General features: G+C 59.1%; 16 protein-coding genes and 4 pseudogenes. 8 read left to right on the forward strand and 12 right to left on the reverse strand.

Annotated features, from left to right (window positions below; translation table 11 throughout):
- Nucleotides 1-583 precede the first annotated feature (583 nt).
- Both KMW22_RS18380 and KMW22_RS18385 read left to right on the forward strand, forming a co-directional pair.
- Nucleotides 584-2980 (forward strand): tetratricopeptide repeat protein, encoded by a 2397-nt coding sequence (locus tag KMW22_RS18380; RefSeq protein WP_221091485.1) that lies wholly within the window; start codon nucleotides 584-586, stop codon nucleotides 2978-2980.
- Between the two features lie 55 nt (nucleotides 2981-3035).
- Complete coding sequence (locus tag KMW22_RS18385; RefSeq protein WP_221091486.1) at nucleotides 3036-4466, forward strand: S8 family peptidase; 1431 nt, start codon at nucleotides 3036-3038, stop codon at nucleotides 4464-4466.
- A gap of 294 nt (nucleotides 4467-4760) precedes the next feature.
- Here the strand turns inward: KMW22_RS18385 and KMW22_RS18390 are convergent, their stop codons facing one another.
- The 3 genes from KMW22_RS18390 to KMW22_RS18400 all read right to left on the reverse strand — a co-directional run bounded on the left by KMW22_RS18390 (nucleotide 4761) and on the right by KMW22_RS18400 (nucleotide 7351).
- Complete coding sequence (locus KMW22_RS18390; protein WP_221091487.1) at nucleotides 4761-5126, reverse strand: hypothetical protein; 366 nt, start codon at nucleotides 5124-5126, stop codon at nucleotides 4761-4763.
- Nucleotides 5123-6376, reverse strand: a complete 1254-nt coding sequence (locus tag KMW22_RS18395; protein ID WP_221091488.1) for a peroxiredoxin-like family protein — start codon at nucleotides 6374-6376, stop codon at nucleotides 5123-5125. Before KMW22_RS18395 ends, KMW22_RS18390 begins: the two co-directional genes overlap by 4 nt.
- Before the next feature lie 102 nt (nucleotides 6377-6478).
- The gene (locus KMW22_RS18400) at nucleotides 6479-7351 is read right to left on the reverse strand and encodes a hypothetical protein (protein ID WP_221091489.1); all 873 of its coding nucleotides are present in this window, start codon (nucleotides 7349-7351) and stop codon (nucleotides 6479-6481) included.
- 205 nt (nucleotides 7352-7556) lie between these two features.
- Between KMW22_RS18400 and KMW22_RS18405 the strand changes: the two genes are divergently transcribed.
- On the forward strand, nucleotides 7557-8120 hold the full coding sequence (locus tag KMW22_RS18405; RefSeq protein WP_221091490.1) for a hypothetical protein: 564 nt from the start codon (nucleotides 7557-7559) through the stop codon (nucleotides 8118-8120).
- Here the strand turns inward: KMW22_RS18405 and KMW22_RS18410 are convergent.
- Nucleotides 8115-11021 (reverse strand): MalT transcriptional regulator family protein, encoded by a 2907-nt coding sequence (locus tag KMW22_RS18410; RefSeq protein ID WP_221091491.1) that lies wholly within the window; start codon nucleotides 11019-11021, stop codon nucleotides 8115-8117. The two genes, KMW22_RS18405 and KMW22_RS18410, sit on opposite strands and share 6 nt — an antisense overlap.
- A gap of 59 nt (nucleotides 11022-11080) precedes the next feature.
- Nucleotides 11081-12313 (reverse strand): redoxin domain-containing protein, encoded by a 1233-nt coding sequence (locus tag KMW22_RS18415; protein ID WP_221091492.1) that lies wholly within the window; start codon nucleotides 12311-12313, stop codon nucleotides 11081-11083.
- A gap of 198 nt (nucleotides 12314-12511) precedes the next feature.
- Here KMW22_RS18415 and KMW22_RS18420 point away from each other — a divergent pair, with 198 nt between their 5' ends.
- Complete coding sequence (locus tag KMW22_RS18420) at nucleotides 12512-13462, forward strand: hypothetical protein (protein WP_221091493.1); 951 nt, start codon at nucleotides 12512-12514, stop codon at nucleotides 13460-13462.
- On the opposite strand, the gene KMW22_RS18425 is transcribed toward KMW22_RS18420, so the two are convergent.
- From KMW22_RS18425 to KMW22_RS18435, 3 genes are all read right to left on the reverse strand, one after another.
- Nucleotides 13452-15389, reverse strand: coding sequence for a hypothetical protein (locus KMW22_RS18425; RefSeq protein WP_221091494.1), 1938 nt, complete (start codon nucleotides 15387-15389; stop codon nucleotides 13452-13454). The two genes, KMW22_RS18420 and KMW22_RS18425, sit on opposite strands and share 11 nt — an antisense overlap.
- 509 nt (nucleotides 15390-15898) lie before the next feature.
- Nucleotides 15899-16744 (reverse strand): Fic/DOC family protein, encoded by an 846-nt coding sequence (locus KMW22_RS18430; RefSeq protein ID WP_221091495.1) that lies wholly within the window; start codon nucleotides 16742-16744, stop codon nucleotides 15899-15901.
- 41 nt (nucleotides 16745-16785) lie between these two features.
- Nucleotides 16786-16998 carry an antitoxin VbhA family protein gene (locus KMW22_RS18435; RefSeq protein ID WP_221091496.1) on the reverse strand — a complete coding sequence of 71 codons (213 nt, stop codon included), beginning with the start codon at nucleotides 16996-16998 and terminating at the stop codon, nucleotides 16786-16788.
- Nucleotides 16999-17125: 127 nt separating this feature from the next.
- Here KMW22_RS18435 and topA point away from each other — a divergent pair, with 127 nt between their 5' ends.
- From topA to KMW22_RS18450, 3 genes and pseudogenes are all read left to right on the forward strand, one after another.
- The gene (gene topA, locus KMW22_RS18440; protein ID WP_221091497.1) at nucleotides 17126-19138 is read left to right on the forward strand and encodes a type I DNA topoisomerase; all 2013 of its coding nucleotides are present in this window, start codon (nucleotides 17126-17128) and stop codon (nucleotides 19136-19138) included.
- A 96-nt stretch (nucleotides 19139-19234) separates the two neighbouring features.
- Nucleotides 19235-19687 carry a hypothetical protein gene (locus tag KMW22_RS18445; RefSeq protein WP_221091498.1) on the forward strand — a complete coding sequence of 151 codons (453 nt, stop codon included), beginning with the start codon at nucleotides 19235-19237 and terminating at the stop codon, nucleotides 19685-19687.
- Nucleotides 19688-19844: 157 nt separating this feature from the next.
- Nucleotides 19845-20048: pseudogene (locus KMW22_RS18450) on the forward strand (IS4 family transposase); the annotation flags it as partial.
- Here the strand turns inward: KMW22_RS18450 and KMW22_RS18455 are convergent.
- A pseudogene (locus KMW22_RS18455) lies at nucleotides 20049-20435 on the reverse strand (transposase); the annotation flags it as partial.
- Between the two features lie 24 nt (nucleotides 20436-20459).
- Here KMW22_RS18455 and KMW22_RS18460 point away from each other — a divergent pair.
- Entirely contained in the window at nucleotides 20460-21164 is a 705-nt protein-coding gene (locus KMW22_RS18460) for an IS6 family transposase (RefSeq protein WP_221091499.1), read from the forward strand.
- A 71-nt stretch (nucleotides 21165-21235) separates the two neighbouring features.
- Here KMW22_RS18460 and KMW22_RS18465 read toward each other — a convergent pair whose 3' ends face one another.
- From KMW22_RS18465 to KMW22_RS18475, 3 genes and pseudogenes are all read right to left on the reverse strand, one after another.
- A complete protein-coding gene (locus KMW22_RS18465; protein WP_221091500.1) occupies nucleotides 21236-25519 on the reverse strand; it encodes a VWD domain-containing protein in 4284 nt (1427 codons plus the stop codon).
- 167 nt (nucleotides 25520-25686) lie between these two features.
- Nucleotides 25687-26015, reverse strand: a pseudogene (locus KMW22_RS18470) (IS4 family transposase); the annotation flags it as partial.
- A 6-nt stretch (nucleotides 26016-26021) separates the two neighbouring features.
- Nucleotides 26022-26215 (reverse strand): annotated as a pseudogene (locus KMW22_RS18475) (IS4 family transposase); the annotation flags it as partial.

A 26215-nucleotide genomic window follows, 5' to 3' on the forward strand; every position in this document is an offset into this window, starting at 1 on the left:
CCGTCGGACTCAGGGTTGGTTCAGCAGTCTGCTGGTAGGCGGTCACGCCTGCCAGACCCAACACGCCAATAGCCAGCACTGCTGCCACGAAACGTTTCATCGTCGTCATCTTTCACCTCCTGCCATTAACTCTACGGACTTCTCGAACGTATTTCTGCTCATTTGTGGGGGAGACCCAGGACATGCTGCTCGCGCGCTTCGCCAACATTTCCAAGCAGCGCGTTGGACTGGAAAAGAGAAGCGTAGTGATGGGCTGTACAAGCAGCAGGAAGGCGAAAAGGCCTTCCGGCACGTGGATTGTGGATGGTATGGATCAGGTCAATAGCTATAAGCCAGCGCCGACGCCGGAACTGACAATCAAGAGCGCGCCGGTCGAGCCCAAGACTGGAAGAAATGAGCGGCTTACCCCTCCCTGTTAATCTGACGCTGAGAGATTGCTGGAGTGTCACTCACGAGGGCCTGGGGTCGTGTGGCTCGATCACCTGTCACCTGCTGTCATGACGACATGATGTCCTACGCCCTGGGCGTATGAACGGCCAGTCAACAGTGATGAGGACTACATAAAAACCCTTACAATATTGCCATGCGCCTACGTACCTTGGGGGGATTGTCCTTTGAAGGCAGCAGCTTGGGGCGTCCAAAACCACTGCTCCTACTGGCCTATCTCACCTTGGAAGGTCCGCGGCCCCGGCGTTTTCTGGGTGAATTGTTCTGGCCAGAGGCAAGTAACCCAGCAAACTCCCTTGCGGTCGCGGTGCGCCTGATTCGCCAGGCCGCGCCAGACGTTCTCCACGACGACGGCGTTCGCCTGTGGGTGGATCTACCGTGCGATGCCCTTGACTTTGAACAAGCCGTTCGTGCCAAGCAACTGGAAACGGCTTTTGCGCTTTATCAAGGTTCTTTTTTGGATGCGTCCGAACTCCCGGAATGGGGGACTGAGCTGGAAGAGTGGACGTATGCCAAGCGAGAGTCCCTGGCAGAAACCCTCCGTGAGCTTGCCCTGGCTTTCGCAGAGAGACAAGCTGCATTAGGCCACTTCGAACACTCAACCCTATGGGCAGAACGGTCTATTCAGGTGGCAGGCGCGCCGGACGCCATGCCAGAGTTCTGGCTGCGCCTCATGCCCCTCCTGGTGGCCGGTGAAAGCCCCCTCATGGAAGAGGCGCGGCAACGGGCCGCCGAGTGGGATTTGAAGTGGGACGGGAACATTGAAACGGCGCGTGCACGATTGCGCCAGAGTTTCCTTGGTCGAGAACTGGAGTTGACCCGGTTGCGCCACCAGCCAGCAGGACGCTGGGCTTGGATCAAAGGCGGCTCCGGCTTGGGCAAAAGTAGCTTACTGCGGCAACTGACGGGACTCCTTTTGCCTGCACGTTCAGGCCTGCCTTATGCCACGCTTGAGCCGCTCCTCAAGCAAGTGATTCAGCGTGGAGATGAGGCCATACTCCTGCGACACCTCGCTGCTCAGGATGGCGTCTGGCTGCTCGACCATTGGGAAAGCATGGATGAGGAGAGCCGCACGCTGTTGACGAAGCTGCGACATTTGGGCACACAGGCCACTGTGATTGTGACTTCCTGCGTAGAACCTCCCTTTTCTGTGGATGAACGCATGGAGCTTGGCCCGCTCACAGCGCAGGAACTTACGACCTACCCAGGCGCATTTGAGGCCACAGCAGGTCTGCCGAGCTTAGTGAATGCCTGGCTGCGTTCAGAACCTGTCGAAACAGCGTTGGATACCCGTATCCAGAGTCTGCCTTCTCACGCGCAGCACGTCTATGGGGCCCTGACCCTTCAGGAATCGCCGAATCTACCCCTCATTCGTCAGGCCCTTGACCTGACTGCCCCTGAGCTTGCCCTGGCCTTGGAATACCTCATGGACGCCGGCTTTATTGAGCCTTCTGGAGAGGTCCGGGGACAGAAGGCTGCGAGGCGTATTTTGGCTGCGCGACCCACACTGGAAGCTGACCTGGCCTTACGAATTGCCAGACAGCTGAATGCCTCCGCTGCCTTGCCCTTTTTCCAAAAGTCACGTGCCCTATGGGAGAAACAAGACCTACAGTCGGTGCAGAGGTCCTACCAAGCCTGGGCAGAGAAAGCCCTACAACGTGGCTTTCCTCTGAAGGCTGCTGAAGCCCTGAGTGAAGCCCCGCCAACCAAGTCCCTGACCCTCCTGCATGCCCGCGCTCTGGAACGGGCTGGACGGTTCAAAGAAGCGCTCCTCATACTGACCGACCTACCTACGGTTTCGGAGATCTCTGCCCTGAAAGGCGCGCTGTACTGGCGCCTTGGGCAACCAGACTTGGCGAGGCAACACGCAGAAGCCGCCCTCGAAGGCGAAGATGAGGCCAGGGCTGAAGGGTTCAACACCCTGGCCAATCTCGATTTTCAGCAGGGCGATTACGCCAGCGCGGAGAAGCGCTACCGGCGGGCTGCGACACTCTGGCAAACCCTTGGAGACAATGCCCGCTGGGCCGGGGTACTGAATAACCGGGCCGCAGCCCTGAGTGCAGCTGGCGAGGATGCCGAAGCTGCTTTTAGTGAGGCGCTGACAGCAGCGGGCGACAATCTGGTGATGCGCGCGCGCACAACGTTGAATCTGGGACAGGTGCGTGAGCAACGAGGGGATCAGGCCGGGGCAGTGCAGGCCTACCAGGACGCAGCCTCGTTGGCTGAGGACGCCGGCTCGCTGAACACTTCTGCCAAGGTTTGGAATAACCTCGGCGCTTTGTATCACCGAACCAACCAGACGGCAGAGGCCAAGCATGCCTACGAGCAGGCGTTGACGCTTGCCAAGAAGGGCGGAGAGAAGCTCTTGTTGGGGATGGTCCTGGCCAATATGGCCGAACTCACCGAGGACCAGGAAGCGTTCGAGGAAGCGTTGCGCTTGATTGAGAAGAGCGGCAATCCAGCCATTGTCGCGCGTTATCAAGCGGTCTATCAGGTGTTCATCGCTCGATCATCCCGAAGCGCGCAAACTTAACGCATGCCCTGGATATTCACTGAACTTAATGGGGTCGTGTTCTTGGAGGTAGAAGATGAAATTGTCAATCCAATGCTTGATCCTGCTTGGCTTGCTCTCCAGTTGTGGCGGAAACGGCCCCGTCGTTACCGGGCCACCAACCCTGAGTCTCAATCAGACCCAAGCGCTCTCAACTGAACGCATCACGGCGACCTTGACTGGCATCCCCGTTCAGGAGGCGCGGGTGTTTGTCGGTGACACAGCCGTGAATGTGATCTCGGCAACAGGGGAGACCATCATTTTCAGCTTGCCTTCTGGCGTGAGGCCAGGCCCGCAAGTGGTGCGCGTCGAGGCGAGAGGCCAGAGCTTCAGGCAGTCTCTGGAGGTGCTCGGGAAGGTTTCGACCACTGAAGTCGCGGTCTTCGTGAAAGCAGGCGTCACGGAAAGTGATTTCAAGGCCCGGCTGAACCAGCTCAACCTGGGGTTGACCCTCATTGATTTCAAACCCCTGGGGGGGCCAGGACCGTGCGCGAACACCTTAGCCCGGGTGGGTGTTCCGAGCGGCCAGAGCATCGGGAAGGTGCTGAGCGGGCTGAGGCAGGCCACTGAGGCGGACGTGATCCTCCAGGCAGATCCGGTGAGTATCTGGGATCTGGATGTCGACCATCTTGCCGCTGTTGGGGTTCCAGCAGCGCGTCAGCGGGGCCGGAGTGGTAAAGGCGTGACCATCGCCGTCCTGGATACGGGCGTCACCCGGAACCGGCATGTGGACCAGAATCTCCTCCCAGGGTATGACTTCGTGGACGAAGACTCCAATCCAGGAGATGCCTTCGATGACCCGGTCACGCCTGGCCTGGATGGTCACGGTACGCCGGCGGCTGTTCTCGCTGCTGGTATACAGTTTGGAGTTGCGCCTGAGGCGCTGGTTCTTCCCATTCGCATTGGGAGTGCGAATGGGCAAATTTTGTCGAGCCACGCGGTTCGGGGCGTCTGTTTCGCGTTGAAGACCGTGCCGCCTAAACAACTCGTATTGAATCTGAGTTTTGGTGGTGACACCCCCATGCAGGGACTGAAGAACGTCCTAGCTTACGCATTAGAGCAGCAAGTGCTGGTTGCTGCTGCAGCTGGAAATCAGGGGAGTGGCGGTCCGACACACTATCCTGCGGCGTTCGATCTGCCTGGATTGGTGGCCGTAGGTGCGCTCCAGATGCTTCCCACAGGAGAGTGGCGTCCCGCTTCGTTCAGTACACGCGGAGCCTACGTGGATATCGCTGCGCCGGGACAGGGTGTCAGCAGCAGCAGTCCTACCAGCAACATCCAGGAATACGAAGGGACGTCGTTTGCAACACCGCTCGTTACCGGTGCTCTGGCGTTGTGGCGACAAGCTTATCCAGAGGCCACACCAAGCGAGATCGAAAAGATGCTCAAAAGCAACGCCACCCCTATGCCTGCAAGTGCAGCGACAGATGTGGGCAGCGGCATGCTGAATCTTTCCAAAAGTCCCTAAAAAGTGCCAAATCAGTGATGGCATGAAAACAGGGGGAGGCCGTTTGCCTCCCCCTGTTTTCATGCCCAATCTGTTCGTCCGGTAGAGGGACTCGTACGGCCTCTATCTGCTCGTAAGGGGTCACTTGCGACAACATCATTCCCCCTGCATGTAAGGTCAGGATGGCGCACGCCACGGCGAAGGGCCGGCCCCGTTTGAAGGTACCCAGATAAAGCAGAATGGTCAGCACGAACAGCGCCAGTGTCACTTCAATGGGCATTGATATGGACATGACTTCTGGAGGCCGTGGCAGCATCAGGCGTCCGGCCCCAGAATGGTCGGCAGTGAATCCAGGCCTTGAGGAATAGGCGTCGAGCGCAGGCGGCCCGGCGCCTGGATAACCTGCGGCCAGTCGCTGACCTCCAGCACGTTCACGGTCACGTTCTCACTCTGGTCTTCAGCCACGATCTCCAGCACCAGCCGACGCCGACCATGACTGACGGCCCGGTGCCATAAACTCCCCATGTTCTCAGGCCACAGACTGGCGTACTGAGCGCCGGGCGCAACCGTCATCTGCTGATGCACTAGGCTGCTGGCCACCCTCTGCGCGTCGGCCTCGCTGTGCCCTGCACGCCTGAGCAGGTTCAGCAGCCGGTTGCGGTACTCCTCGGTAGACTTCATGCGTTCGGGGCCGGAGCCCATTCCAGCACGCGCTCAAACGGCAGCCAATCGGAACCGAACGAGTTGTAGTGTGCCACGGCGATGCGCCCGTCCGGATCAATCAGCAGCTCAGCGGGCATCCTCATCAGCTCCCCGTCGCTCTTCAGGGCTTTGGTGCCCATCATCTTGAAGCCCTGCACGATCGTGCTCAGGTTGCGCACGTCCAGGGTGCCGGCCACACTGTGCGTCAGGCCGTACTGATCGTAGGTCTCGTCGTTGGGGTCAGCCAGCACGGGGTAGGGCGGATGCTGGCGGCCAATGCCTTCCTGCAGATCTTCCAGGGTGCTGCCCCAGATGGAGAGGATCTGGACGCCGCGGCGCTTCATCTCGTCCGCCATGGTAATGATCTGCGCGTGGTGTGGGTTGCACAGAGCGCACGTGCTCTGACGGTTGAACGTTAACCACACGCGCTGGCCACGCAGGGCACTCAGGCGCACCTCGCCGCCGTGCAGGTCTGGGAGGATGAAGTCAGGCGCCATCTGGCCGGCCTGGAGTTTCGGCGAGACATTGTGCTCGACATCATTGGCCAGAGACCGCAAGGCGCCCAGGCCCATCAGGTAGCTGATGGTGCGCACGAGCAGATCCCACCGCATGGGAACCCGCTGTGCAATCTGGCCCAATGTCAGACCCCGGAGCGCCGCGCGGTACACCAGATCAATCGGCCCCCCTTCCGGCTCGATCTTGGATGCAAGAGGCGTCGCCACAAAGCGGTCTCCAGGCGTCATGGCTGCCTCATGGGCCCGGAGGGTTGCCGCACACTGGGCAGCCGCATGTACTCCGTCCTGAGCATTGCTGCTGCCCAGAAAACGCTTATGGGAAACGGCCTTGGGCAGGTGCAACTGCACGCTTGCATGTCGGCCAGCAAGGGGGACCAGGGCGGACAAGACCCTCTCGTGCGCCAGGGCATCCATCTCTTCCATGGAAAGGTAACGCCGCCTTACCAGGAGTTCCAGGGTATCAGGCACGCTCTGGCCGTCCTGATGGGCCTGTGTGATTGCTGTTGCTGGAACATCCTTGCTGCGCAGCAGTGTGCTCCAGTGGGGCGCGAGTGCGCTGATAATGCCGGTGATTTGGCCGTCGCAGATCTGCAGCTTGGTATTGAACTCTGGCGCGAGAAACGACAGGTGCAGTTCTGCAGGTTGCCGTTTGCTGGCAGCGCTGAGAACGGCTTGCATGGCAGAGGCAACGTGAGGAGTGGACACCTGGGTCATAAGTACAGTGTGGCGCGAGTCGCTAATAATTGCAAGTTTTTCCTATATCAAGAAAAAAGCGGCTCTAGGCCGCTGTGTATGTCCAAATTTTGCAAGCTTTTCTTAGAGGGTTAGGAAGTCAGCCACGTTCTGTTTCAGGACCCCATACCGTTCAAGTTTGCCCTGAACAAATGGCGCGGCCCGGTCCATAACCCCCCTCACATGCGCAGGCGTATTGATTCGAAAGGTCCCGATTGAGTTGTCCTCCAGTTGCTGCTGGAGAGATTCCGCTTGCCCAGTGGCCACCACGACAGCCACACCAAACCGAGCCTCCGACGACTTGGCACGGCCCTTGAAATCCATGACGAAGTAGGACAGAGAGTGGTGCGCCAAGACCTCCAGAACAGAGCGGAACATACCAGGGCTCGAGGTGTACGGCGCTCCCATCATCGTGATGGTGGACCAGTGGTTCCCTGCTTCATCTTCCAGAGCGCCATCAAACAGCTCCACCTTGGGATACTGGCTGGCGAGCAGATGGCAGGCCTGGGCGTCTGAAGCCACAAACCGCGCGTGTGGACCATTCAGACCCTGGAGCGCCAGATCCCGCAGACCAGCTGCTTCGCGCACACGACCCTCTGGCGTCAGGTGCCCAGCATTCACGTGAAGCAACAGGTACGCCTGGCTCTGACCGTTCACCGTGGCCAGCACCAAGCGCCCCGACAGGTCTCCAACCTCGTGGAGGAACGTGGTCACACGGTCGGCCTGTTCTTCCAGCGCCTCAGCACTTGGGGCCGGCTTCATCATCTGCATCGTGAGGCATACGGCCAGATGGCCGTCATCCATGACAGCCAGGCCTTGTTGGGCTGCTGGCGCCAGAAGCAATCCAGCATGGGGGACGTCGCTCACCATTTGTGCGGTGACGGCCGTACGCAGGAGAGGGCTGTGCGAGCGCCGGCGGACGGGGCGGAAGGTTGAGATAGAGGCCGCGCTGGTCATAGGGCTACCTTACAAACCCCTCTGAGGCACGCAGAGGCATTTGGAGACCTCAGGGCAAACCCCGTCAAAACCGTTGTGATTTAAGGCTTTCGTCCCCAATAATGAGTCACGGTCCATGACTGCTCCTGACGCCTCACTCAACTCCCTGGCTGCCCGGTACGTGGCACGCTATATGAGGTGTGCTGGGGACAGCTGTGAGTTATGGGTGGCCCGCAACGGCGACAATCTCGAAGACGCCCCCAACTTTCTGGCTGGGGAACGCTGGAGTGACATCGAGAGCGGGATCATGGCCCAGGATCTGGGTTGGCGCATCAATTCGCTCCTGGGTCTATCGCTCGATGTGGACTGGAGCCTGCACCCCTCCCGTCAGCAGGTGCTGCACGCAGCGATTGAAGCCGCGCAGGACCTGGCGCAGACCTTCGATCATCCCGACGCCGCCGTGGCGCGGGATGATGAATTTATGGCCTCCTATGGCCTGAAACGGGATGAATTCAATGACCGGCAGGAGCGGAGGCGACTCCGAGACCGGGTGTACGCTCTGCTGGAGCGGCATGGCTTACAGGACACCCGGCACGTGCTGTACGATCACGCCTCTTATTGGCGTGACGCCCAGGGGCACCTGCTCCTGATGTGTCAGACCTACACCAGCCCAGCAGATTTGGAGCCCATTCTCTCAGACGCCCAGGCTGTGCAGCTGGAAGGCATGCTCTTGGGCTCAGGCCCCTATAGTGCTGCCACGACCGCCGTGTTGTACCGCCCGCTGTTATAGGTTGCCAAGCGCGCGCTCGCGGTAAGCCTTCAATCGGCCCGCCACGTCCCCCCCCTGTTGATCTTCCAGCACCCGTTCAATAGGGCCTAACACGGTCTCCAGATCACTGACCGTCACCACCAGATCCAGTGCAGCCTCAAAGGCGCCCAGAGCGGCCTCGTTGTCTCCCCGACTTTGCGCCTCCCGGCCCAGGAGCACGTAGCCCTGCAGCATGATGGGTTCCACGACCGCACGCAGATCCTCAATCCAGTCTCCGTCCATATGCGGGAGCACCGTGGCGGGCACCGGCAAGAGCGTGGCGACGGTCGCCACGTCGCCCAATGTGATCGCCCGCTCCAGACGTTGCGTGTCCAGGACAGCTTCTAATTCATCTGCCAGTGAATAGACGCCACTCTCTGTATTGAATGGCAACGGCTCCTCAACCCCTGTAACCGCCCTCAGCTTGCGCCGGATGTGCTTGAGGGGATCGCGGATGTCCTTATCATCATCGCCAAACACCGCCTCTCGCAGCTCGTCTTTGGACTGTGGACCTCGCACCAGGAGCGCGGTCAGCAACCGAGACTGCCGACCCTCCAGCGTTAACGGCCGGTTCTCAATGCGGATGACTGGCCCACCAATCAACTGTCCGGAGATTTCAATGCGGCTGGAGGTCACGTTCGGGGAAGATTTGGCCCAGGGGGCAAATGCCGAGGCGGACCAGTTGCGCCGCACAAAGCTCTGGTACAGCGCGCCCAGTTCGTCAGCGTCCCACGCAGCAGGCGTATGGCGCTCGCCGAAACCTCGCATCCGAGAGGCTAAGGTGGCGGCGTGGTTCTCCGTCAATTCACCGCGCTTGCGGGCCAGTTCCGTCAGGTAAGCGTGGGCCCGTACTCCCGAGAGACCTGTATACCAGGAGGCGACTTCCAACCAGGTTCGGGCGTCCTCATCGTCCCCCTGGGCAAAAGCCAGATGCCCGTGCTCGAACGCAAGGAGGGAGTTGTACTCGGGCACGTCCTTCCATCCCTGATGGCCAGAGCTAAGGGCGCTCGCCGTTTTCAGTGCTTCTCTGGCCTGGCCGTGGTTTCCCAATTTCGTATGTGTGTCCGCAAGCAAGCAGTGCGCCGTGAAAATACGGTCTGGTCGTTGGGCTTCGCGCGCTGCTGAAATGGCGTACTCGAACGCGGACACCGCCTCTTTGAGATTCCCCTGCAGAAGCAGCTGGCGGCCTCTCGTTTGTTGCAGGCACCCCATCCACCGCGACTGTTCCTGCTCAGCGATCTCAATACCTTCAGCCAGCAATTGGGCGGCACGGGCCTCATCCCCGATATCCAGCACTACGTCGGCCAGCAGCATGACAGGACCCAAGGTCTTCGCCTGCATCCGCAGCTGCCGGTAGATGGTCAGCGACTCTTCCAGCATTTCAACAGCTTTGCGGAAGTGACCAGCGCGCTGCGCCGCGAAAGCCCAGCCGAACAGTAAGTAGGCCAGACCCTCAGCTGGACCTTGGGCCCTGGCATGGCGGCAGGCCTCTTCCGCTTCACGTTGGGCCTCCTCGTGGCGGCCCAGATTGGCCAGCGCGTGAACCCGTGTGGCCTGCATCTGCATGACCATCATGTCAGTCAGACCCAGTGGGTTTTCCAGAGCAGCCGTGGACGCTTCAAGTTGCGCCTGAAAATCTGCGCGAATATAGGCGTTGTAGGCAGCCAGGAGCGTCAACAGGGCACCATCTGGCAATTGGGTAGAGAGCTGCTGCAGGAGATCGAGACCCCGTGACGTGCAGCGGGTTTCAACCAGGGCCATACCGTAGTTCAGGGCCAGGGGCGGTGGCAGGACACCCGCTGGAATCTGATCCAGGAAGGCTGTGGCCTGCGCATAGAGGCCTCGTTCCATCAAGGCGGGAATATGGCGCTCTGTGAGCTGAATGATGGCCGTTGTGTCACTGATCGCCAGGAGATGTTCAAGAGCGTCCGTCACCAGGCCACTGTCAATCGCCCGGCGTGCAGCGCTGCGGTGAGCCATGGCCCAGCGCTCCGGGAAACGGCGCAGCTCTTCGGTGAGCAGCGCGCGCAGAAGGGGATGTGGCACGAAACGGCCGCCACCCAGGGAGCGGAGCGGCAGGCCAGCCCTCTGGACCTCTCCCAACCAGTTAACGGGCAGAGAAGGAACGTCCTGGGCGCAGTGCTCGTCCCATACGCTCATCACCGCCAGTTCTGGCAATGCTGAACGCACCAAGCTGGGCAGCAACTGCAACTGCCGGCGCACCAGGTCCTGCGGTGTGATGGGGCTGTTCTGTGTCGTGAGGAGCCCAATCCCCAACGGCCAGCCATTGAGGTGTTCAGCGTCTTTGAGCGTGGTGTCACGCTGCTCCGCGAGAGACAGGGCTTCATCCCGCGTGAACGCCAACGTGTCCATATCCAGGATGCGCAAGCGTCCCTCGGCAACCTGATACGAGAGCTCAAAGGCATCCAGTACACGTCCCGAGAGGATAAGCCGTTGGGTATCCGCCAGCCGCTCCAGCAGCAGACCCACCCACTGCTGAGCGTCCGAACCGCTGTGATCCGCCCGGTCGAGCATGACCAGCAGAGGACCCGCCGTTGCCAGACCGGCCGCAAAGGCCCGTGCTGGCACTGGCCCCTCACTGCGCTCCAGCAGACGGGTCAGGGCCTCGGCGGTATGGGGTGCCCGGACAGCCACCTCATCCACCAGTGCCCAGGCAATGCTGCGGGCTGTGCCGTCCAGCTCACTCAGGTCAATCAACAGGGAGGGGTGACGGTTGGCCAGCTGCTGGAGGAGCGTGCTTTTTCCATAACCACTGGGGGCTTCCAATGCCAGGTGTGGTGGGGCAAACGGGTCCTCGAAGGCTGCATAAAGCCGCTCGCGTTCGAGCCGCCTTACACCTGCCATCTGGCTTCGCACCGTCAAAGCTGCCTCCAACTGATAACTGACCGGTCCACGGCTGGACCGCTTAAATCATTGTAGGGTCAGCTGCTGCGCCGTGCCCACTGCAACACAGTATCCACCGTTAGAAAATCCGCCATGTATTCGTTGTAGTGCGCCGCCTCTATCTGTCCGTCTTCGTTGATCAGGAATTCGGCAGGCACCAGAAACATCTGCCCCTCTGAGATCCAGCCCCGAGGTCCCATCATCTTGAAACCTTCCTTGATCATGTCGTAATTCCTCAGATCAATCAGGCGCTTCAAGGAACGGTCCAGCCCGTACTGACGGTGAATAGAAGCGGTTTCATCGCACAGTACGGGGAAGGTGGGCCGGGTGCGGCCGACGGTCCGGTGTAGCTTCTCTACAGTCGTCGCCCACACCTCGACAATGGCTACTCCAGCAGACTCCATCTGCGCCTGCACCTGCATCACTGTGCGGTGATGTGGATTGCAGTGGGTGCAGTTGGACATGCGGTGCATCATCAGCCACACCCGTTTGCCCCGGAACTGACTGAGAGCCACAGGTGGGCCTTGCAGGGAGGGCAGAAGGAAATCAGGTGCCTGATCGCCGGGCTTCAGATGCCGGACAGGATAGGTGCCGTTTGGCGACACGATACGGGCCACGCCACGCTGAATCAGGCCAGCGGCCTCCTGAGCCACCACATCCCAGCTCAGATGACTACGCCGTGCGCTTTCAGCCAATGTCAGGCCGTCAATTGCACCCTGCCGCAGCACCTCATCAGCAGAATGCCCCTCAGAAGTGTTGAGTTGAGGCATCACTTCCAGCTGGTCGGTGGGCTTGATGCTGAGCGCGTCATCACTCAGCTGGCGTGCACTGGCCTCGGCATCCCGAACCAGGGCAGGCCCATCCACCTGAGAAATCCAGGACGCCGGCGCCTGAGGTGAGCTCTGAGCCGTCGCGGACTGGAGCACGATCGGCACAAATGCCATTTTGGTGCGCAGCTGCAGAAGCTCGGCTAACTTCTCTTCGCTGAGATGCCCGCTGCTCATCAGATTGCGCACGAGGTGCTGGGGCGTTTGTGCGCCGATGCGTGCGGCGTCCAACATTTCTGATGTCACGCCACCGTGCGCCAGAGACGCACTCCACTGCGGAACGAAGCGGCTTTGCACACCACAGATCTGCGTACCGGCCAACATGACGGTGGTGTTCAGAGCCTTGTCGTCAAATTGCAAAGAGACGGCTTGCGTGCCGCCGCGGCTCAGTGCGTCTGACAGGAGATCACCAGCCGTGCCTGTCGGAAGACGATTAGCGGTCATGGCATCACCAGCCATACCCCATGACCAACCCTGTGAAGAGTGTTGGACATCGGTAGGAAGCAGAAAACGAGGCTCATGGGATGGTCCCAGCATACCGGGCTATGACGGTCTGAGGTAGCCCCATTTGCCGCCCGTTGGGGGATTGACCGGACGTCTATTAAATATGTACTATTAGTACAGATAGCAAGGAGGAACAGTATGCATCAGCTTCCAGAGGTCATCAGACAGGGCAACGACGGCGAGAAGCTGGTGTGGCTGCACATCCACGAGAACGGCCCTGGCCCTTACGCTGCCGAGGCCGTGGGCAGTGCCCTGGGCCGCAACGCCCGCGCCACAGGCCGCACTCTAGCGGACCTGGTTAAGAAGCAATGGCTCAAAGTCTTGCCTTCAACGGCAGGCACGGGCCACAGACCCGCTCTGGCCTACGAGGCGTTGATTCCCGCAGGGCGCCCGATCACATCAGTGCATGAACCTCACTACATGCTGCGCGTGCTGGTGCAGGTGCACGCGGACGCCACGCCAGAAATGATTGAGCAGGCTGTACGTTTGCTGGCCCATCTGGGTTTTGGACAGCAGGATCTGCAGCTCGGGGCACGAACCCTGGACCGCGACGGTCTGACCTTTCGGGAAGCCCTGCATTTCAAACACATGGTCTTCCTGGCGACCGGGCAGGTTTCAGGCATTACCGGCGCCCTGACGTTCTACGGTGAGATCTTCGACCGTCAGCGCCATCCCGGCGAAGTGAATGCCACCCACGCGATGGAGCGGCGCTTAGGCGGGCAGTATCAATACGAAGCGCAAACACTTGGCGTTCAGCGCTTACCAGGCCTGATGTACTACCGCACCAGCATTACGCTGCCGCACCATGCTCCAGCGGAAAGCACTGTCGTTCTTGACCTTGATCCGGAGACCTGTCTGCCTTTCCTGCAACAGTACGTCCGCCCCATGCCCAACAAGACGCCGGCAGCCTACCTGGCAGCCTCCGGCATCGAAGAGGGCCACTGGGTCCAGTTAACGGACCCCGCCAGCGGCGAGCACACCCCCTTGTTGATTCCTGCAGACCAAATGTCGCACGCGGTCACCTTGGGCGCCCAGGCACTTCTGCAGCGCCTTCAGGCCCAGCAGCTGCCTAATATCTTCACGCTCTGATCTGACTCGCCAGGGTGTCACTGACTTGCCGCATGACCTGCCAGGCCACCTGATTCGGATTGAGCCCAGCAGGATGCAGCAGGTACGGCACACCAGCGTCGCGCGCCGCGTCCCGCAACGATCCGTGGGCATGAGCGCCCCACCGCAACGCAAAAATGGCCAGGGACGTCCCAGGCTTACTGAGGTGGGCGGCCGCCTGAAGCCCATGGTCATAGCGGGCCGAAGGAATCCAGTCCAGTTCAGTGAGGTCGAAGGCTTCGACCAGGGCCTTGTAATGGGCTGGATCAGGCACTCCACCCAAGAGCACCACCCTGCTCCCCGCAAGGAGCGCTCGGGCCGCCATGACATGTGGCGGCCAGCTCAGTTCCAGGTGCTCTGGCTGTGGCGTCTGCTCCAGCTGGACTTCGACTGTGCCCATCTCGGCCGCCTCGGCAACAGGCGGTCTCTCCCGACTCAAGGCCTCCTGCAGTTCCAGGTACTGATCAGCGAGTCTGTGCAGCTCATTGTTTCCCAGTGGTGTCGCTCGTAAGACGGCACTGCCGCCCACCAGATTGGCCAGCTGTGACGCTTCCGGCAGCCCCACACCTGCGCGCCGGGCCACCGCCAGGAGGTGCCCAGTAGCCGCGCGCATCAACGCCTGCACCTCGGGGTGGTCCGCATGATCGTTCCACTCCAGCAGGAGGAGTGTCATGGTCTTCAAGGCGTGACTCAGTTCTTCCGCGTGGTCTTCCCTCAGAGGCCAGGCCCACAGGACTTCAACCTGGCCCAGCTCGACCGCCAGAGCCACCGTATCTGTTAACGCCATCCCCTGACACCGGGGGGTCTGCGTGAGCGCCCAGCGGCCAGCAATGGCCAGCGTCAGCTCATCCAATGGGGTGTAGGGCAAGGGTCGGCTGTGCAGGTCATCAAAGATGTCCCACAGCATGGCGTCCAGGCCCCGGCTCCTGGCGGTCGGGCGGCGCAGCTGCACATGCCGTGCACGGCGCAGGGCGTGACGCGCTTCATGCAGGGCATCCACATTCGGAGGTACCACGGCGCCATGTTTGAAGATGGGCAACGGTGGGCGGCCAATCTCCAGGTGCAACGCCTGGAGATCCTTCCACAGGGATTTCAAGTCACGCTCTGGCAGGCGGTGCCGGGCACTGAGACTCAGCGCCGCCTGGACCGCTATGGCTGCGCACTGCAACAGATCAGAGGTGGTCAACAGCGGGAGCCTGGACCGCACTTCCACATACAGCGCCAGCGCGGCCGCCGCAGCGCTCAGCTGTGCCACCCGGGCCTCTGGGCTGTCCTCCTCAACTCTTGGCGTCTGCTGCCATTCCAGGAGGCGTGAGACCCGTTCTGTGGTCGGGAGCCACGAGGCCTCCAGCTCACCCGCACGGGTCGCGTGACTCTCCAGCACATCCAGCCAGGCCTGAAAGGTCTCGCTCTGGCTGGTTTCCGGCACCGGCACGCCACTGTCCCTCGCCAACTGCTCCAGCACTCGCACGGCCGCAGGCACTTCTGCAGGCAGGAGGGGTGAGCCTCCGCTGCGGGCGCCCAGCTGAAATAGACCCGCTTCCAACTGGTTTCCAAGGGGCACGAGCATGAGGTCTACCGTGTAGAGCGAGAGCGCGACACCCAGCGCTGTGTCCAGCAGTTCTCCCGTCCAGGGTGTACGGGCACGGCTCAAAACCTCAAGGACAAGGGCAGAAAGGTGCAAGAGCACCAGCGTTTCCACCACCACTTCGGGACCCTGCTGGTACAGGCGTTGAACCCACAGCGGCAGATCGGGAGATCCGGCCGGGTACTGCTCCAGAATCTGCTCCAGGTCCTGGGTCAGTCTGGCGACCTCAGCCGGCGAAAAGGCTGCCACTTGGGTTGGGGTCTGCTCGTCCAACGCACACAGGGCAGCCCAGGCCTGCGGCGCCACGTCGTTGGGTGCCATGAGGGTCAGCCTGACCTGAATGCCGCCCAGCTGCAAGGGGCATGCACATCAGCCGTGCCAGCCTCAGCAAACAGAAGCGACTTTACCCGCCCTCAAACGGCAGAGCAGTGGCCTACAGTTTGACCCGAGCAATAAAGAGGCGGCCCGGAGGCCGCCTGTTGAGGTGTGGGTGATTGGGGTCGAACCAATCCGAGGGCCTACTTCCGCCCCACTCGCACGTTCGTTTTGAGAAGGTGAACGCTGCCCTTCATGGGTCAAAGTATGGTCCGAAGACCTAGAGTGCCTGTGAGAGCGCCTTTTGGGCTCTCCTGGCTCTGCCTGAACCTTTTTAACCCCCGTTCGTCATGGGCCCGTCACCGTGCTCGCGCTTCAACGGAAAAGGCGACCCAAGAGCCGCCTTGATTTCCATAAGATACCCCGGAATACGCCAGAAGTCAACACTATGCAATCCGTTCTGTTTTTACAGAAACAATCCCCCTATGCAGGGCCACCGCAACGCCGGGCGGACCTTACATCTCCATGCCCATTCCCCGGCCATGATTGGCCGTGAATCGGACACCGTTCTCCGTCTGCACGGCCTTCTGCAGACTTTCTGCCGGCGTCACCAGCAGCTTGCTGTCTGCCGTGATCAGCATGGCGGCTTTGGTCGTGCGCTCGACCGGATCTGCTTCGTACACCCGGCCGTGCTGGGTGGCCATGAGGTACATGCTGTTCGGGTTGAACCCCTCGCGCTCCAGATGCCGGAAGGCCTCTACCATCAAGGCCACCTGACGCTGATCCGTGATCTCCCGGAACATCTGCTGGAACCCGCTGAGGTCGCCCTTTTCCGCTGAGATGCTGTCCACCCGCATCCGCTCCTGCGTGATAGGCGCGAAGTCCAACTTGTGCCCTGCCTGCGCGCCCAGCTGCTCCAGAAACGCCCGCTGTGTACGGCCGTTCCCCTCCCGAAACGGGTGGGCCATGTTGATGTCGGCCAGCAGCGCCGCTGCCTTATCGGCGAACTCGCCGCGGCTGAGCCCCCGCAGGTGGTTGTCCTCCCGCAGCTGCTCGAACACCTTCTCCAGCTTCGGAGCAATCAGATCCGCGCGCATGAACTCTGTCTCGCCTTTGCGCAGCCCAGGCGGAGGCAAGAAGGTCTCACCGTTCACCACCGTCACCTCACCGCGCGTGCGGCCCGCCCACTCGTACACATCCTGAAACAGAAAGCGGTGGTTGGCCTTCAGATGCTCCAGGTCGAACGTCTGCACTTTCGGCCCCAGGCCGGCTTGCATCAGGGCGTACCGCATCTTCGAGTAATCGGCTTCCTGGGCAGAAAGCGCCGCCTGGTCGGTCAGTCCCAGGCGGTTCTTGAGCACCCCGTTCTCCTGCAAGTAGGTGCCGTATTTCGGTCTCACGCTTAGAGGGGCTGCGGATCTGGATGCCGGTAATGGGCGTCCAGTGCGTCTTTCAGGCCCTGTGCGTCCAGCACCCCATCGGCGTACTGCTGAAACAGATGCGCCGTCTCAGCGGACGCCTGGGCACCCTCAATGCGCAGGTGATGGTCGGCCGCAGCGAGCGCCGCTTTGCGCTGTTCGCGCTCTTCAAACATCTGAAGCAGGGGGATGGTCATGGTGGGGCCTCCTGCGATCCATTTTACCGCGCCGAAGACCGCTTCTCAAGCGGTTTTGCTAGAATAAATCAGCGGTTTGATCAGCTTTTTCCTCGCATTATCTGAAGAAGTTTCACTTTGGAGCCCTATGTCCATCACACTCGTTATTGTGGAATCGCCCAGCAAGGCGAAAAAGATTCAGGGCTACCTGGGAAGCGGCTATACCGTGCGCGCCAGCCTGGGCCACATCCGCGATTTGCCCTCGACGAAAGCAGAGATTCCGGAGAAGTACGCTTCAGAAGCCTGGGCCCGCCTGGGGGTCAATGTCGCGGACGGCTTCAAGCCTATCTACATCGTGCCTGCAGGGAAGAAAAAGGTCGTTTCCGAACTGCGCGCCTTGGTGAAAAAAGCGGACCGCGTGCTGCTGGCCACTGACCCGGACCGCGAAGGTGAAGCGATTGCCTGGCACCTCGTTGCAGCGCTGGGCCTCAAGAGTGGCTTCGAGCGCATGACCTTCCACGAGATCACCAAAGAAGCCATTCAGGCGGCCGCCCAGAACACCCGCCCGATCGATTACGCCCTGGTGGGCGCGCAGGAATCCCGGCGCATCATTGACCGGCTGCTGGGCTACGGGGTTTCGCCCCTGCTGTGGAACAGCATCTCCTCTGGCCTGTCGGCTGGCCGGGTGCAGTCAGCCGCGCTCGTGGCCCTGGCCCACCGGGAACAGACCCGCATGGCGCACGTCTCCGCCCCCTACTGGCGGGTGACGGCGCAGATTGGCGACAAAAAGGCCTTCACGGCGGCGGTCCTCGGCGTCAGTGGCCAGCGCCTCGCCACCCCTAAAGACTTTGACCCGGCCACCGGCCAACTGAAGACGGACGCCCTGGTGCTGACGTCTGAACAGGCGGGCCAGCTGGTGACGTTCCTTAAGGCCCGGCCCGTGACAGTGCTCTCCACCGAATGCGTGCCGTACTCCACCAAGCCCCCGGCACCGTTCACCACCTCGACGCTGCAACAGGAGGCCTCCAAAGCCCTGAAGTTCAGCCCGAAGCAGAGCATGGACGTGGCCCAGAAGCTCTATGAAGGCGGGCACATCACCTACATGCGGACCGACAGCCCTTCGCTGAGTGATGAGGCCACCGCTGCAGCGCGTGCGGTCGCCGTGGCGGCGTTTGGAGACGATGCTGTGCCCTCAAACCCCAGGACCTATGCCGCAAAGGCCAAGAACGCCCAGGAGGCGCATGAGGCCATCCGGCCCTCGGGCAAGGTCTTCAAAGCGCCAGAGGCCACGGGTCTGTCTGGGGATGAGCTGGCCCTGTATGACCTGATTTACCGGCGCACCGTGGCGTCTCAAATGCTCGACCTGACGGGCATGAAAACCACCCTGATCCTGAAGGCAGGCGCGGTGCAGCTGGGCGCCGTGGGCCGCACGGTCACCGAGCCCGGCTTCACCCGCCTGTACCAGGACGTGCAGGAAGGGGAGGGCGAAGAGAGCCAGGTCTTACCCGACGTGCAGCAGGGCGCCACGCTTCCTGTCAAAGATGCCAAGGCAGAGGAAAAGAAGACGCCGGCGCCGGGCCGCTTTACAGAAGCCTCTCTGGTGCGGGCACTGGAGAAGGTGGGCGTCGGCCGCCCTTCGACCTATGCCTCCATCCTCAGCACCTTGGATCACCGGGGCTATACCCGCGTGGTGAAGCGGCAACTCACGGTGACCTGGCTGGGTCTGCTGGTCAGCACCTATCTGGCCCAGGCCTGCGCAGATCTGGTGGATGTCCAGTTCACCGCTCACATGGAATCGGAGCTGGACCAGATCGCAGAAGGCGCCCTGAAGCGGGAAACCTATCTCACCCGCTTCTGGACTGAAGGCTTTGCCCGCACCATCGCCCAGGCCCCGCAGCGCGCCCCCAGCGTCTCTGTGCCGCGCGTCCCTGGCGCCGTGGTGACCGTGCGAGCTGGTGAAGTGATCCTGGCCCTGAATGGCCGCACTGCCCCCCTCCCTGTTGATCTGGTCCCCGACGATCTGACCCCAGAGGTGGCCGCTGACCTCCTGGCTGGAAAGGTATCAGTGAAAAAGCCAGCTGCGAAACGCTCTGCAGCACCAAGGAAAAAGAGCGGCAAAGCCAGTAGCACCCGTACTCCACGCAAAAAGGCTGTGAATTAAACATCCTGCAAAGTAGGAATCACACTGCGTACCCAACTGACTGAATGACAACAAGCGGGAAGTTGCAGCTGCGTCAAATGAAGTACGATCAAGGCCATGCCTTACATCAAATTGAGCGAACAGGTTGCAAAACTCGCCAACCCCCAACGCAGTGACGCGTTCATCAAGCACTTCCGCGAAGCGGTGCGTCAAGGGCAGATTGACGCAGCAGATCTTCCCAGCCGCTTTGAACTGCCCAAGCAATTCACCCGGCGTGGCAGCAACGAGACCTACAGCAAGACCGTGCGCGATATGGTCTTTGATCACAGCCCCGAGTTTGACGCTTGGTTTGAAGAGACCAACAAAAGCCTGAGCACCTCGCGCCGAGGCGGAGCCATTAAGCCAACCCCGGAGAACATTGAGGCAGGCCTCGTGGACTTCAAGGAATTAGCCGCCGCCACCCGCGCGAAGATTGAAGCAAGCTTCGCCAAGGGCCAGGCACTCGGGAAGAGTCGCAGTGGCAGTGCCAAGAAGCCAGCTCGGAAGACCGGTACCAGAAGCAAGAAGTAACGCGCCACCTGTTGCAAGATGCACCCCAGGCTATTTCACCTGGGGTTTCTTGCATGTGATCACTCAAGACAAAACGCCTTGTTGGTCTAAAAAACCTGACTACCAGTCAAAACTCCTAAGGCAAGAGAAAAGTCGGCTCCAGTAGCGTGTTTTCCCGATGAAGACACGTCAGAGCCAACACCCCCACGAGAGCTTGCAGACCGCGCTGCGGTCTTCGTTTCCCATTGATGCCCGCCGCCTTGAGGTGCTGGCGGCCCTGATTCTCGCGATGATTCAGGCGCGCAGCGGCGTGCTGTACACCTTGAAAACCCATGTGCATCTCCCTGGCTCATTGGAGACGCGATACCAACGGTTACGCCGCTCAGCACTTGACACTTCGAGAAATTGACGTGTGGGCGGGTGGAAAAGGCGTACTGAGCAGCTCAAGGCAGTTCCAAAAGGCCGCCCCGCCCCACCGCACGGCCTGACCCAGCACCTGCCACCCGATGCGAACCTCGCTCACCACAGCCCGTCCCCGGTTGTCCTGCCTCGGTGGGCTCTCCTGTACGGTCTGCGCGCCCACCCGAGCCATCCACGCCAGTGCAAGACATAGCAGTCCGAACAGCCGGGAAATCCGATCAGGCGCCGTCATGTGCGTGGCCTCTAAGTTTAGCCCCCGGGACTTCAATAACGAGAACGCTGACTCAATGCCCCACCGGCGCCGGTAGGTCTCCAAGACGTCCAGGACAGGCAAATCGGTTCTGGCAACTTAACCTCGGTAGGCTGGTGAGCTGTGACTGACCAGAAACCGTACCGCCATCGTTTTCCCCTGAGCGTCATCGGTTACGCCCTGCGGCTCTACCACCGCTTCCCGCTCAGCCAGCGTGACGGTCAGGAACTGCTCCACGAGCGCGGTGTTCAGGTCAGCCACGAAACTCTGCGGCAATGGAACATCAAATTCGCGCCCATCCTCACCGAAGAACTGCGCCACCGAGGACCCCAGCGGGGTTCTCGGTGGCATCTGGACGAGGTGTGCGTCAAGGTCGGTGGGGTAAGGCATTGGTTGTGGCGCGCGGTCGACGAATCCGGGGCCGTACTCGACATCATCCTTCAGGAACATCGAGAGACCGAGGCAGCCAAGTCCTTTTTTATGCGCCTGCTCGGTGAATATCGCGTCCCAGAGGCCATTCTCACCGACAAGCTGTGGAGCGACGGGGCGGCGATGCGTCAGCTTCCCGTGCTCCACACGGTGGAGCACGTGCAGGTCGTCTCCACCGCCCGCTGCAACAACCTGATTGAACAGTCGCCTCGCCCGACTCGGCAGCAGGAACGTGCTCAGCTCGGCTTCAAACGACGAAAACGGACTCAAGAATTCCTGGCCCCGCACGCCCGAGTCTCGAACCTCCACACCCGGACCACGGTCCCCGCCGCCCTCAGACGAAGTCATCAGTCCGCAGCATTGCTCCTCTGGCGAGAGGCGATGCAGCAGGCGGCTTGATTCTCAAGCCGCCTGCTGAGATCCTTCAGCCCCACCGGGGTTATGTTGCCAGAACCCCACAACCAGAGAAGTTAGGGGTAGCGTTTGACTCCTGGCGTCCAGCGTGGCTTCTCCAAGATGCCCACAGCCGTCGGCATGACTTTGCTAGCCAGGCCGGTCGCTAAATAATCGCCGCACCCTTCACCTGTGTCGAAATATGGCTCGTCCAGTTGACCCACGCTGTTGATCACTGTGATGGCACCTGTCGAAGCATCCACTGTAAGGATATGCCACCAATGGCCGACACCTTGTGGAGGTCGGATAAGTTCGACAACACCAGACTCACCCACAACCTCCAGCGCAGCACCTGCACCGGCGAAGGTATCAGACTCACTGTAATTGTGCGCCATAATGTGATAAGTCCCCGAACTTTGAGCAAGCTTGCTGATCCGGATCACTTCTGGGCCAAAACCAGCCATAACATCGACTTCAAGACGGGCATCTGGGCAAGCCCAGTCCCAGCCCTGACGACCATAATAAGTGTGATAAGGCGTAGTGTCAGGTAGCCACAGATGTAGATCCAAATCTGCAGGCGTTTCATTCCATCTCAAGACAAAACTCGCTGGACCAGTAATAGTCTTTTTGCGCTCGTTTACCACAATAGTGATTGACTTTCTCAGGTTAGCATCCGTTGCAGATGTGGCCGTCAGCGTATATATCCCAGGTGCAGAAGGAGCTCTGTAGTTAACACTCCCATCTGACAAAGCTGTCACCTGCCCACCCGTGGTCGTCCATATAAGATTCCGATTGGTCAAGCGTTGAGGGCCAGAAACCATGCCCGAGAAAGCTCTTACATCATTAACAATCATATTGGCAGTCAACGGCGCAATGGTAACATCGGGCAGATTTGGATCTACGCCAGCACTGTAATAAGCCCAATCCGGATCACCTGTGATACCGACGTCGACTATACATTTCTTGAGTAGAATCTGACTCAACACTCCAGCCTGACGGCACACCTGTTGAGCACTGGCAATTTGCTCCGCGTTTAAGGAGTGTAAACCAGAGTATTGGATCGGGAAATTGCGATTTGTAAAGGTGTAGGTGCTCTCACCTGTACCATAATCAAAGAGCGATTCACTTGATTGAATACGCCAGCTCTCGCCAAAGACATGGTAGAGCGTTGGTGTCGGAATAGGAGCCGCCAAAACTTGGCCGCTACGCGTCTGGTAATCATTACTGATGTTGCCATCGAAATTTCCAAGCAAGCCGGTCAGACGCCCAGCACGTTCCGGCGCCACGGTGACAGTGACGCGTCCAAGCATATCCTGCCCGAGAATGGCCGTAAGATGACTACCATCAAGCCAAGTGACCATCACCTCTGTGCCATCGAACGAGACGGTACCACCCCCAAGTAAAGGGATGAACAGAGGCTTCCCTTTTTCTACATTCAGTGGCGCTCCATTAATCAGAATACGAGGAGCACCTGTGGTACTAGCGTAAAGAGCAACGCGGTCACCCTCCACCTGCATGGCAATAGCTGCATTCGCTGACATGCTGCCTAGCGGGGTATAGCGTGCCTGAATCTGAAAAGTGTCATCCAGAGACTTGGAAAGAATAAATTCGCCAACAGCTTGGAAACTATACACTTGCTGCTCGAATGTACTGATGTGGGGGTCGCCAAAACTAGAGGCATGACCTGGCTGATTGGGCAATGGGAGGGTCGAGCCCTGTCCTCCATCACCACTTCCATTGCCATTCCCACGCCCCTCATCCGGGTCGGGAGCATTCTCGGGGGGAGTTGGAGGCAGGGGGACTGGCGTTGGCGTTGGCGTTGGCGTTGGCGTTGGCGTTGGCGTTGGCGTTGGCGTTGGCGTTGGCGTTGGCGTTGGCGTTGGCGTTGGGCTGCCGCCTGAGCCATAGCCGGAACTGCAGCCTGTGCCTTCAGCATCACTACCGGGATCCGAGACCGTGGCCTCCGCAAAATTCCCATGATGTTCATTATAGGCTGCGCGTCCCAATGTAAGAAGACTTGCGGAGGCATATGCGAAATTGGCAAATGTAGCTACCCTGCCCGCAGAGCCTTTGGTAACATTTTTTAATACGTCATCGATCTGTTCAGTAAACGATGCTTTATCAATGAGTGTTGAGCCGCCTTCCTTTAGCAAAGCAGTGAAAAGCTCGGCCTGCTCTCTCATAAATCCCGCAGTACTTGTAACAACGTTAGCTAATTTTTCATTCCTCTCGTCGGGAGTTTTAGCTTCTCGCATTTCCTTAATCGCTAGCCCTATATCACCACTCACTGCGGCAGTGTTAAACGCCCTAAGGATAGATTGGGCTGCGGGTCCTTGGGCAAGTCGGGCTATATCCTTACCCTCAAGACCAACGCCAAGCACTTGAGCAAAATTATTCAATGCTGTTAAAACATTTATAGTAGACGCGGTGTTGAAATAGTTTCCATCATTGCCACCCATTTTGGTGGATACCGCAACTACTCTAAATTTATCTGTAGTTGAGTCAAATCCCCTAGCCTGTAATTCTTTGCGAACATCATCTTTTTCAAATCTATCGTTACGTGACCCAGCCAGTCCAATAGCCCAATCAGCCACACCAATTCCTGTCGCAGGATCTGGCGGGGAGAGATAAACCATACCAACGTTATTCGACAAAACATCTTGAAATGAATCGATTTTTGCGCTTGCTGGCACGAGATATGCATTCACAGCCAACGGACTTCGGTTGGTGACTTTGATGTCTTCTCCATGCTGAGTAACGGTGAGCAAGCTAGAGAATTTGAACTGACACTCAACTGCTAGAGGTGACAAGCTATTTTTCAGTGAAAAGGTCGGGGTGGCGCCAACAATCTCCGTGTTTTCCTCAATCGCCTTCATCAATTCAGTTAGAGCAGCTTCAAGCTGTACTGTCGAAATTCTGTCCGCCTCCAGGCTGTCCCTGATCAAATCACGCGCCATTGAGCCTGCTAAATCCAATTCACGCGCAGACATCTGCAAACGACCCTGAGCTCTAATCATTTGAACAAGCAATCCAAAGTTAGGATGGTTGTATACGCTTTGAGCATATTGAACACGTTTGGAACCCTGAATGCCAATCATCTCTACGCTGGTTAATACCAAGGCAACCGCACTGCGTTCTGCATTGAATACAGCAGTTTCATGAACGCCGGCCGTAAGAACGTCCATAGCCACTACTTCGTTACTCGCATTTTTGGCCATAACGACAGAAGCGTCCTGTCTAATGAAGGCAAGTATGCTGGAAGCTCGCAGATTTACCTTTTCAAAGGCCGAGAGAACCGCAACTGCCCCTGTGGCTTCGCGCGGATCAATCGTGAAGGAGGTGCGCTGTGCCTGTCGAGTGCTTGGGTCTGCCTTGACATTGACTCGAACAATCCGATCTTGAGTTCCAGCCCTGATAGTGACTTCACCACTTTGCCCGACAACAGCTTCCGATGCTACATGGGTTTGCCAGAGATCAGCTGCAGCCAGAGACTGCCGTTCTAAACGAAGCCATGGAACGGAAGCCTTCGCTTGTGACTCCAGACGACCAGTGCCTGCGTTACTAACAAGAATAGAGCCTGCATTCGTCACAGCCGCCGAAACATTTCGCGGATGGACACTAGGAATTGGCAATTGAAGACCAAAGCTTTGAAGTCCTAATTTGAACGTTAGCGCAGCGAGATCGCCTCCATTAACCACGCCGTCGTCTTTTAAATCTGCAGCATATTTTTGCTCGTCGTTAAGCAGTTGATTTCCAGTCAAGACTTTTATAAGCAGGCGGCCATCTAACAAAGAAACGCGACCATCAAGATCTATGTCGCCCATAGGACGAATAGACCAGCTTGCAGACACGCTATTCGAAAGAGGGAGACTTTTCAGGGTTTGTCCGGCTAGAACACTTGATAAGCTTTTGCTTTGAACGGCGTTAGGGCCACCGTTCAAAGTAGCCACACTCATTCCGCCCTGGACAGACAAACTTTGGTCCTGATTAACAAGGTCAATTACTTGAATGGATACGTCCGCATCCTCCCCAGTTAACTTGCGAAATCTAAGTGATAGCGGCGCCGTTTCATTTTGACGGTGCACCAGCAGCAAAGCTTGGCCAGGAGCTATAATTTGTGTCTCTACAATGTGGCTGGGAGCCGAAGCATCTATGAGTTCAATTTTTGAAGCGTCATAACGCAAGGTTAAACTTAAGGTTTCCCATGACGCCTCACTTTGTATGTGGACTTGCAGCCCTCCAGGGGAGGTGGTGAGCTGCTTAGTGGTTACATCCACACGAGGAGTAGGCGTCGGGCCAGGGTCTCTAGTACCACACGCGGTCAGGAGAAGCGAGGTGAGGAGTAAGGCATATCGGGTCATAATGCAAGCATCAGTTTAGATGAGAGAAGGATAAAAATACGCTCAGATTATGACACATCTAGACAAATATGTGGGGCAGTCCATTTTTTAAAGTAACCAGATGCACACTCTCGAAACAAGCTTGACTGGCATCTAACTCCAATGGAAGCGTGGTGCGACGCACCTGACTACCCGTCGAAACTGGGCATGAGGGCCTGCAGTGCCCGCCAGGACGAAGGCGATGGGTGGAGCAAGAGGTCCTGGAGATGATCAAGGCCCAGTCGGAACACGGACACCGTGCGTTGGCCGTGTTTCTTGCGTTTTATCGGCTGCTTGGCGGCCAGCAACTGGCCCGTCACACAGGCCCAGATAAAAGCAGCAGACACACAAGCCAGCAGCGTCGAGACACGTTCCGCCTGCGTCAGCCCCGTGTCTTCCAAGTTGAAGCCTCTGGTCTTGAGAGCGGCTTGCAGAAGCGCTGCGCATAGCGGTGGAGATTGACGGAAGCGTGGCTACGGTCTGACTACCCGTCAAAACTTGGCATGAGGGTGTGAAGTGCCCGCCAGGACGAGGGGGACGGGTGGAGCAGGAGATCCTGGAGATGATCAAGGCCCAATCGGAACACGGACACCGTGCGTTGGCCGTGTTTCTTGCGTTTTATCGGCTGCTTGCCGGCCAGGAGTTGACCCGTCACACAGGCCCAGATGAAAGCGGCGG

This window comes from Deinococcus aquaedulcis (assembly GCF_019693445.1).
GTDB classification, from domain to species: Bacteria; Deinococcota; Deinococci; order Deinococcales; family Deinococcaceae; genus Deinococcus; species Deinococcus aquaedulcis.

What these genes read in the sequence shown, in the direction of transcription:
- KMW22_RS18435 (WP_221091496.1), bottom strand. Translation starts at nt 16,998, where the DNA reads ATGACCATCCCCCTGCTTCAGATGTTTGAAGAGCGCGAACAGCGCAAA.
- KMW22_RS18445 (WP_221091498.1), top strand. Translation starts at nt 19,235, where the DNA reads ATGCCTTACATCAAATTGAGCGAACAGGTTGCAAAACTCGCCAACCCC.
- KMW22_RS18390 (WP_221091487.1), bottom strand. Translation starts at nt 5,126, where the DNA reads ATGAAGTCTACCGAGGAGTACCGCAACCGGCTGCTGAACCTGCTCAGG.
- topA (WP_221091497.1), top strand. Translation starts at nt 17,126, where the DNA reads ATGTCCATCACACTCGTTATTGTGGAATCGCCCAGCAAGGCGAAAAAG.
- KMW22_RS18380 (WP_221091485.1), top strand. Translation starts at nt 584, where the DNA reads ATGCGCCTACGTACCTTGGGGGGATTGTCCTTTGAAGGCAGCAGCTTG.
- KMW22_RS18425 (WP_221091494.1), bottom strand. Translation starts at nt 15,389, where the DNA reads ATGGCACCCAACGACGTGGCGCCGCAGGCCTGGGCTGCCCTGTGTGCG.
- KMW22_RS18415 (WP_221091492.1), bottom strand. Translation starts at nt 12,313, where the DNA reads ATGACCGCTAATCGTCTTCCGACAGGCACGGCTGGTGATCTCCTGTCA.
- KMW22_RS18385 (WP_221091486.1), top strand. Translation starts at nt 3,036, where the DNA reads ATGAAATTGTCAATCCAATGCTTGATCCTGCTTGGCTTGCTCTCCAGT.
- KMW22_RS18395 (WP_221091488.1), bottom strand. Translation starts at nt 6,376, where the DNA reads ATGACCCAGGTGTCCACTCCTCACGTTGCCTCTGCCATGCAAGCCGTT.
- KMW22_RS18420 (WP_221091493.1), top strand. Translation starts at nt 12,512, where the DNA reads ATGCATCAGCTTCCAGAGGTCATCAGACAGGGCAACGACGGCGAGAAG.
- KMW22_RS18465 (WP_221091500.1), bottom strand. Translation starts at nt 25,519, where the DNA reads ATGACCCGATATGCCTTACTCCTCACCTCGCTTCTCCTGACCGCGTGT.
- KMW22_RS18400 (WP_221091489.1), bottom strand. Translation starts at nt 7,351, where the DNA reads ATGACCAGCGCGGCCTCTATCTCAACCTTCCGCCCCGTCCGCCGGCGC.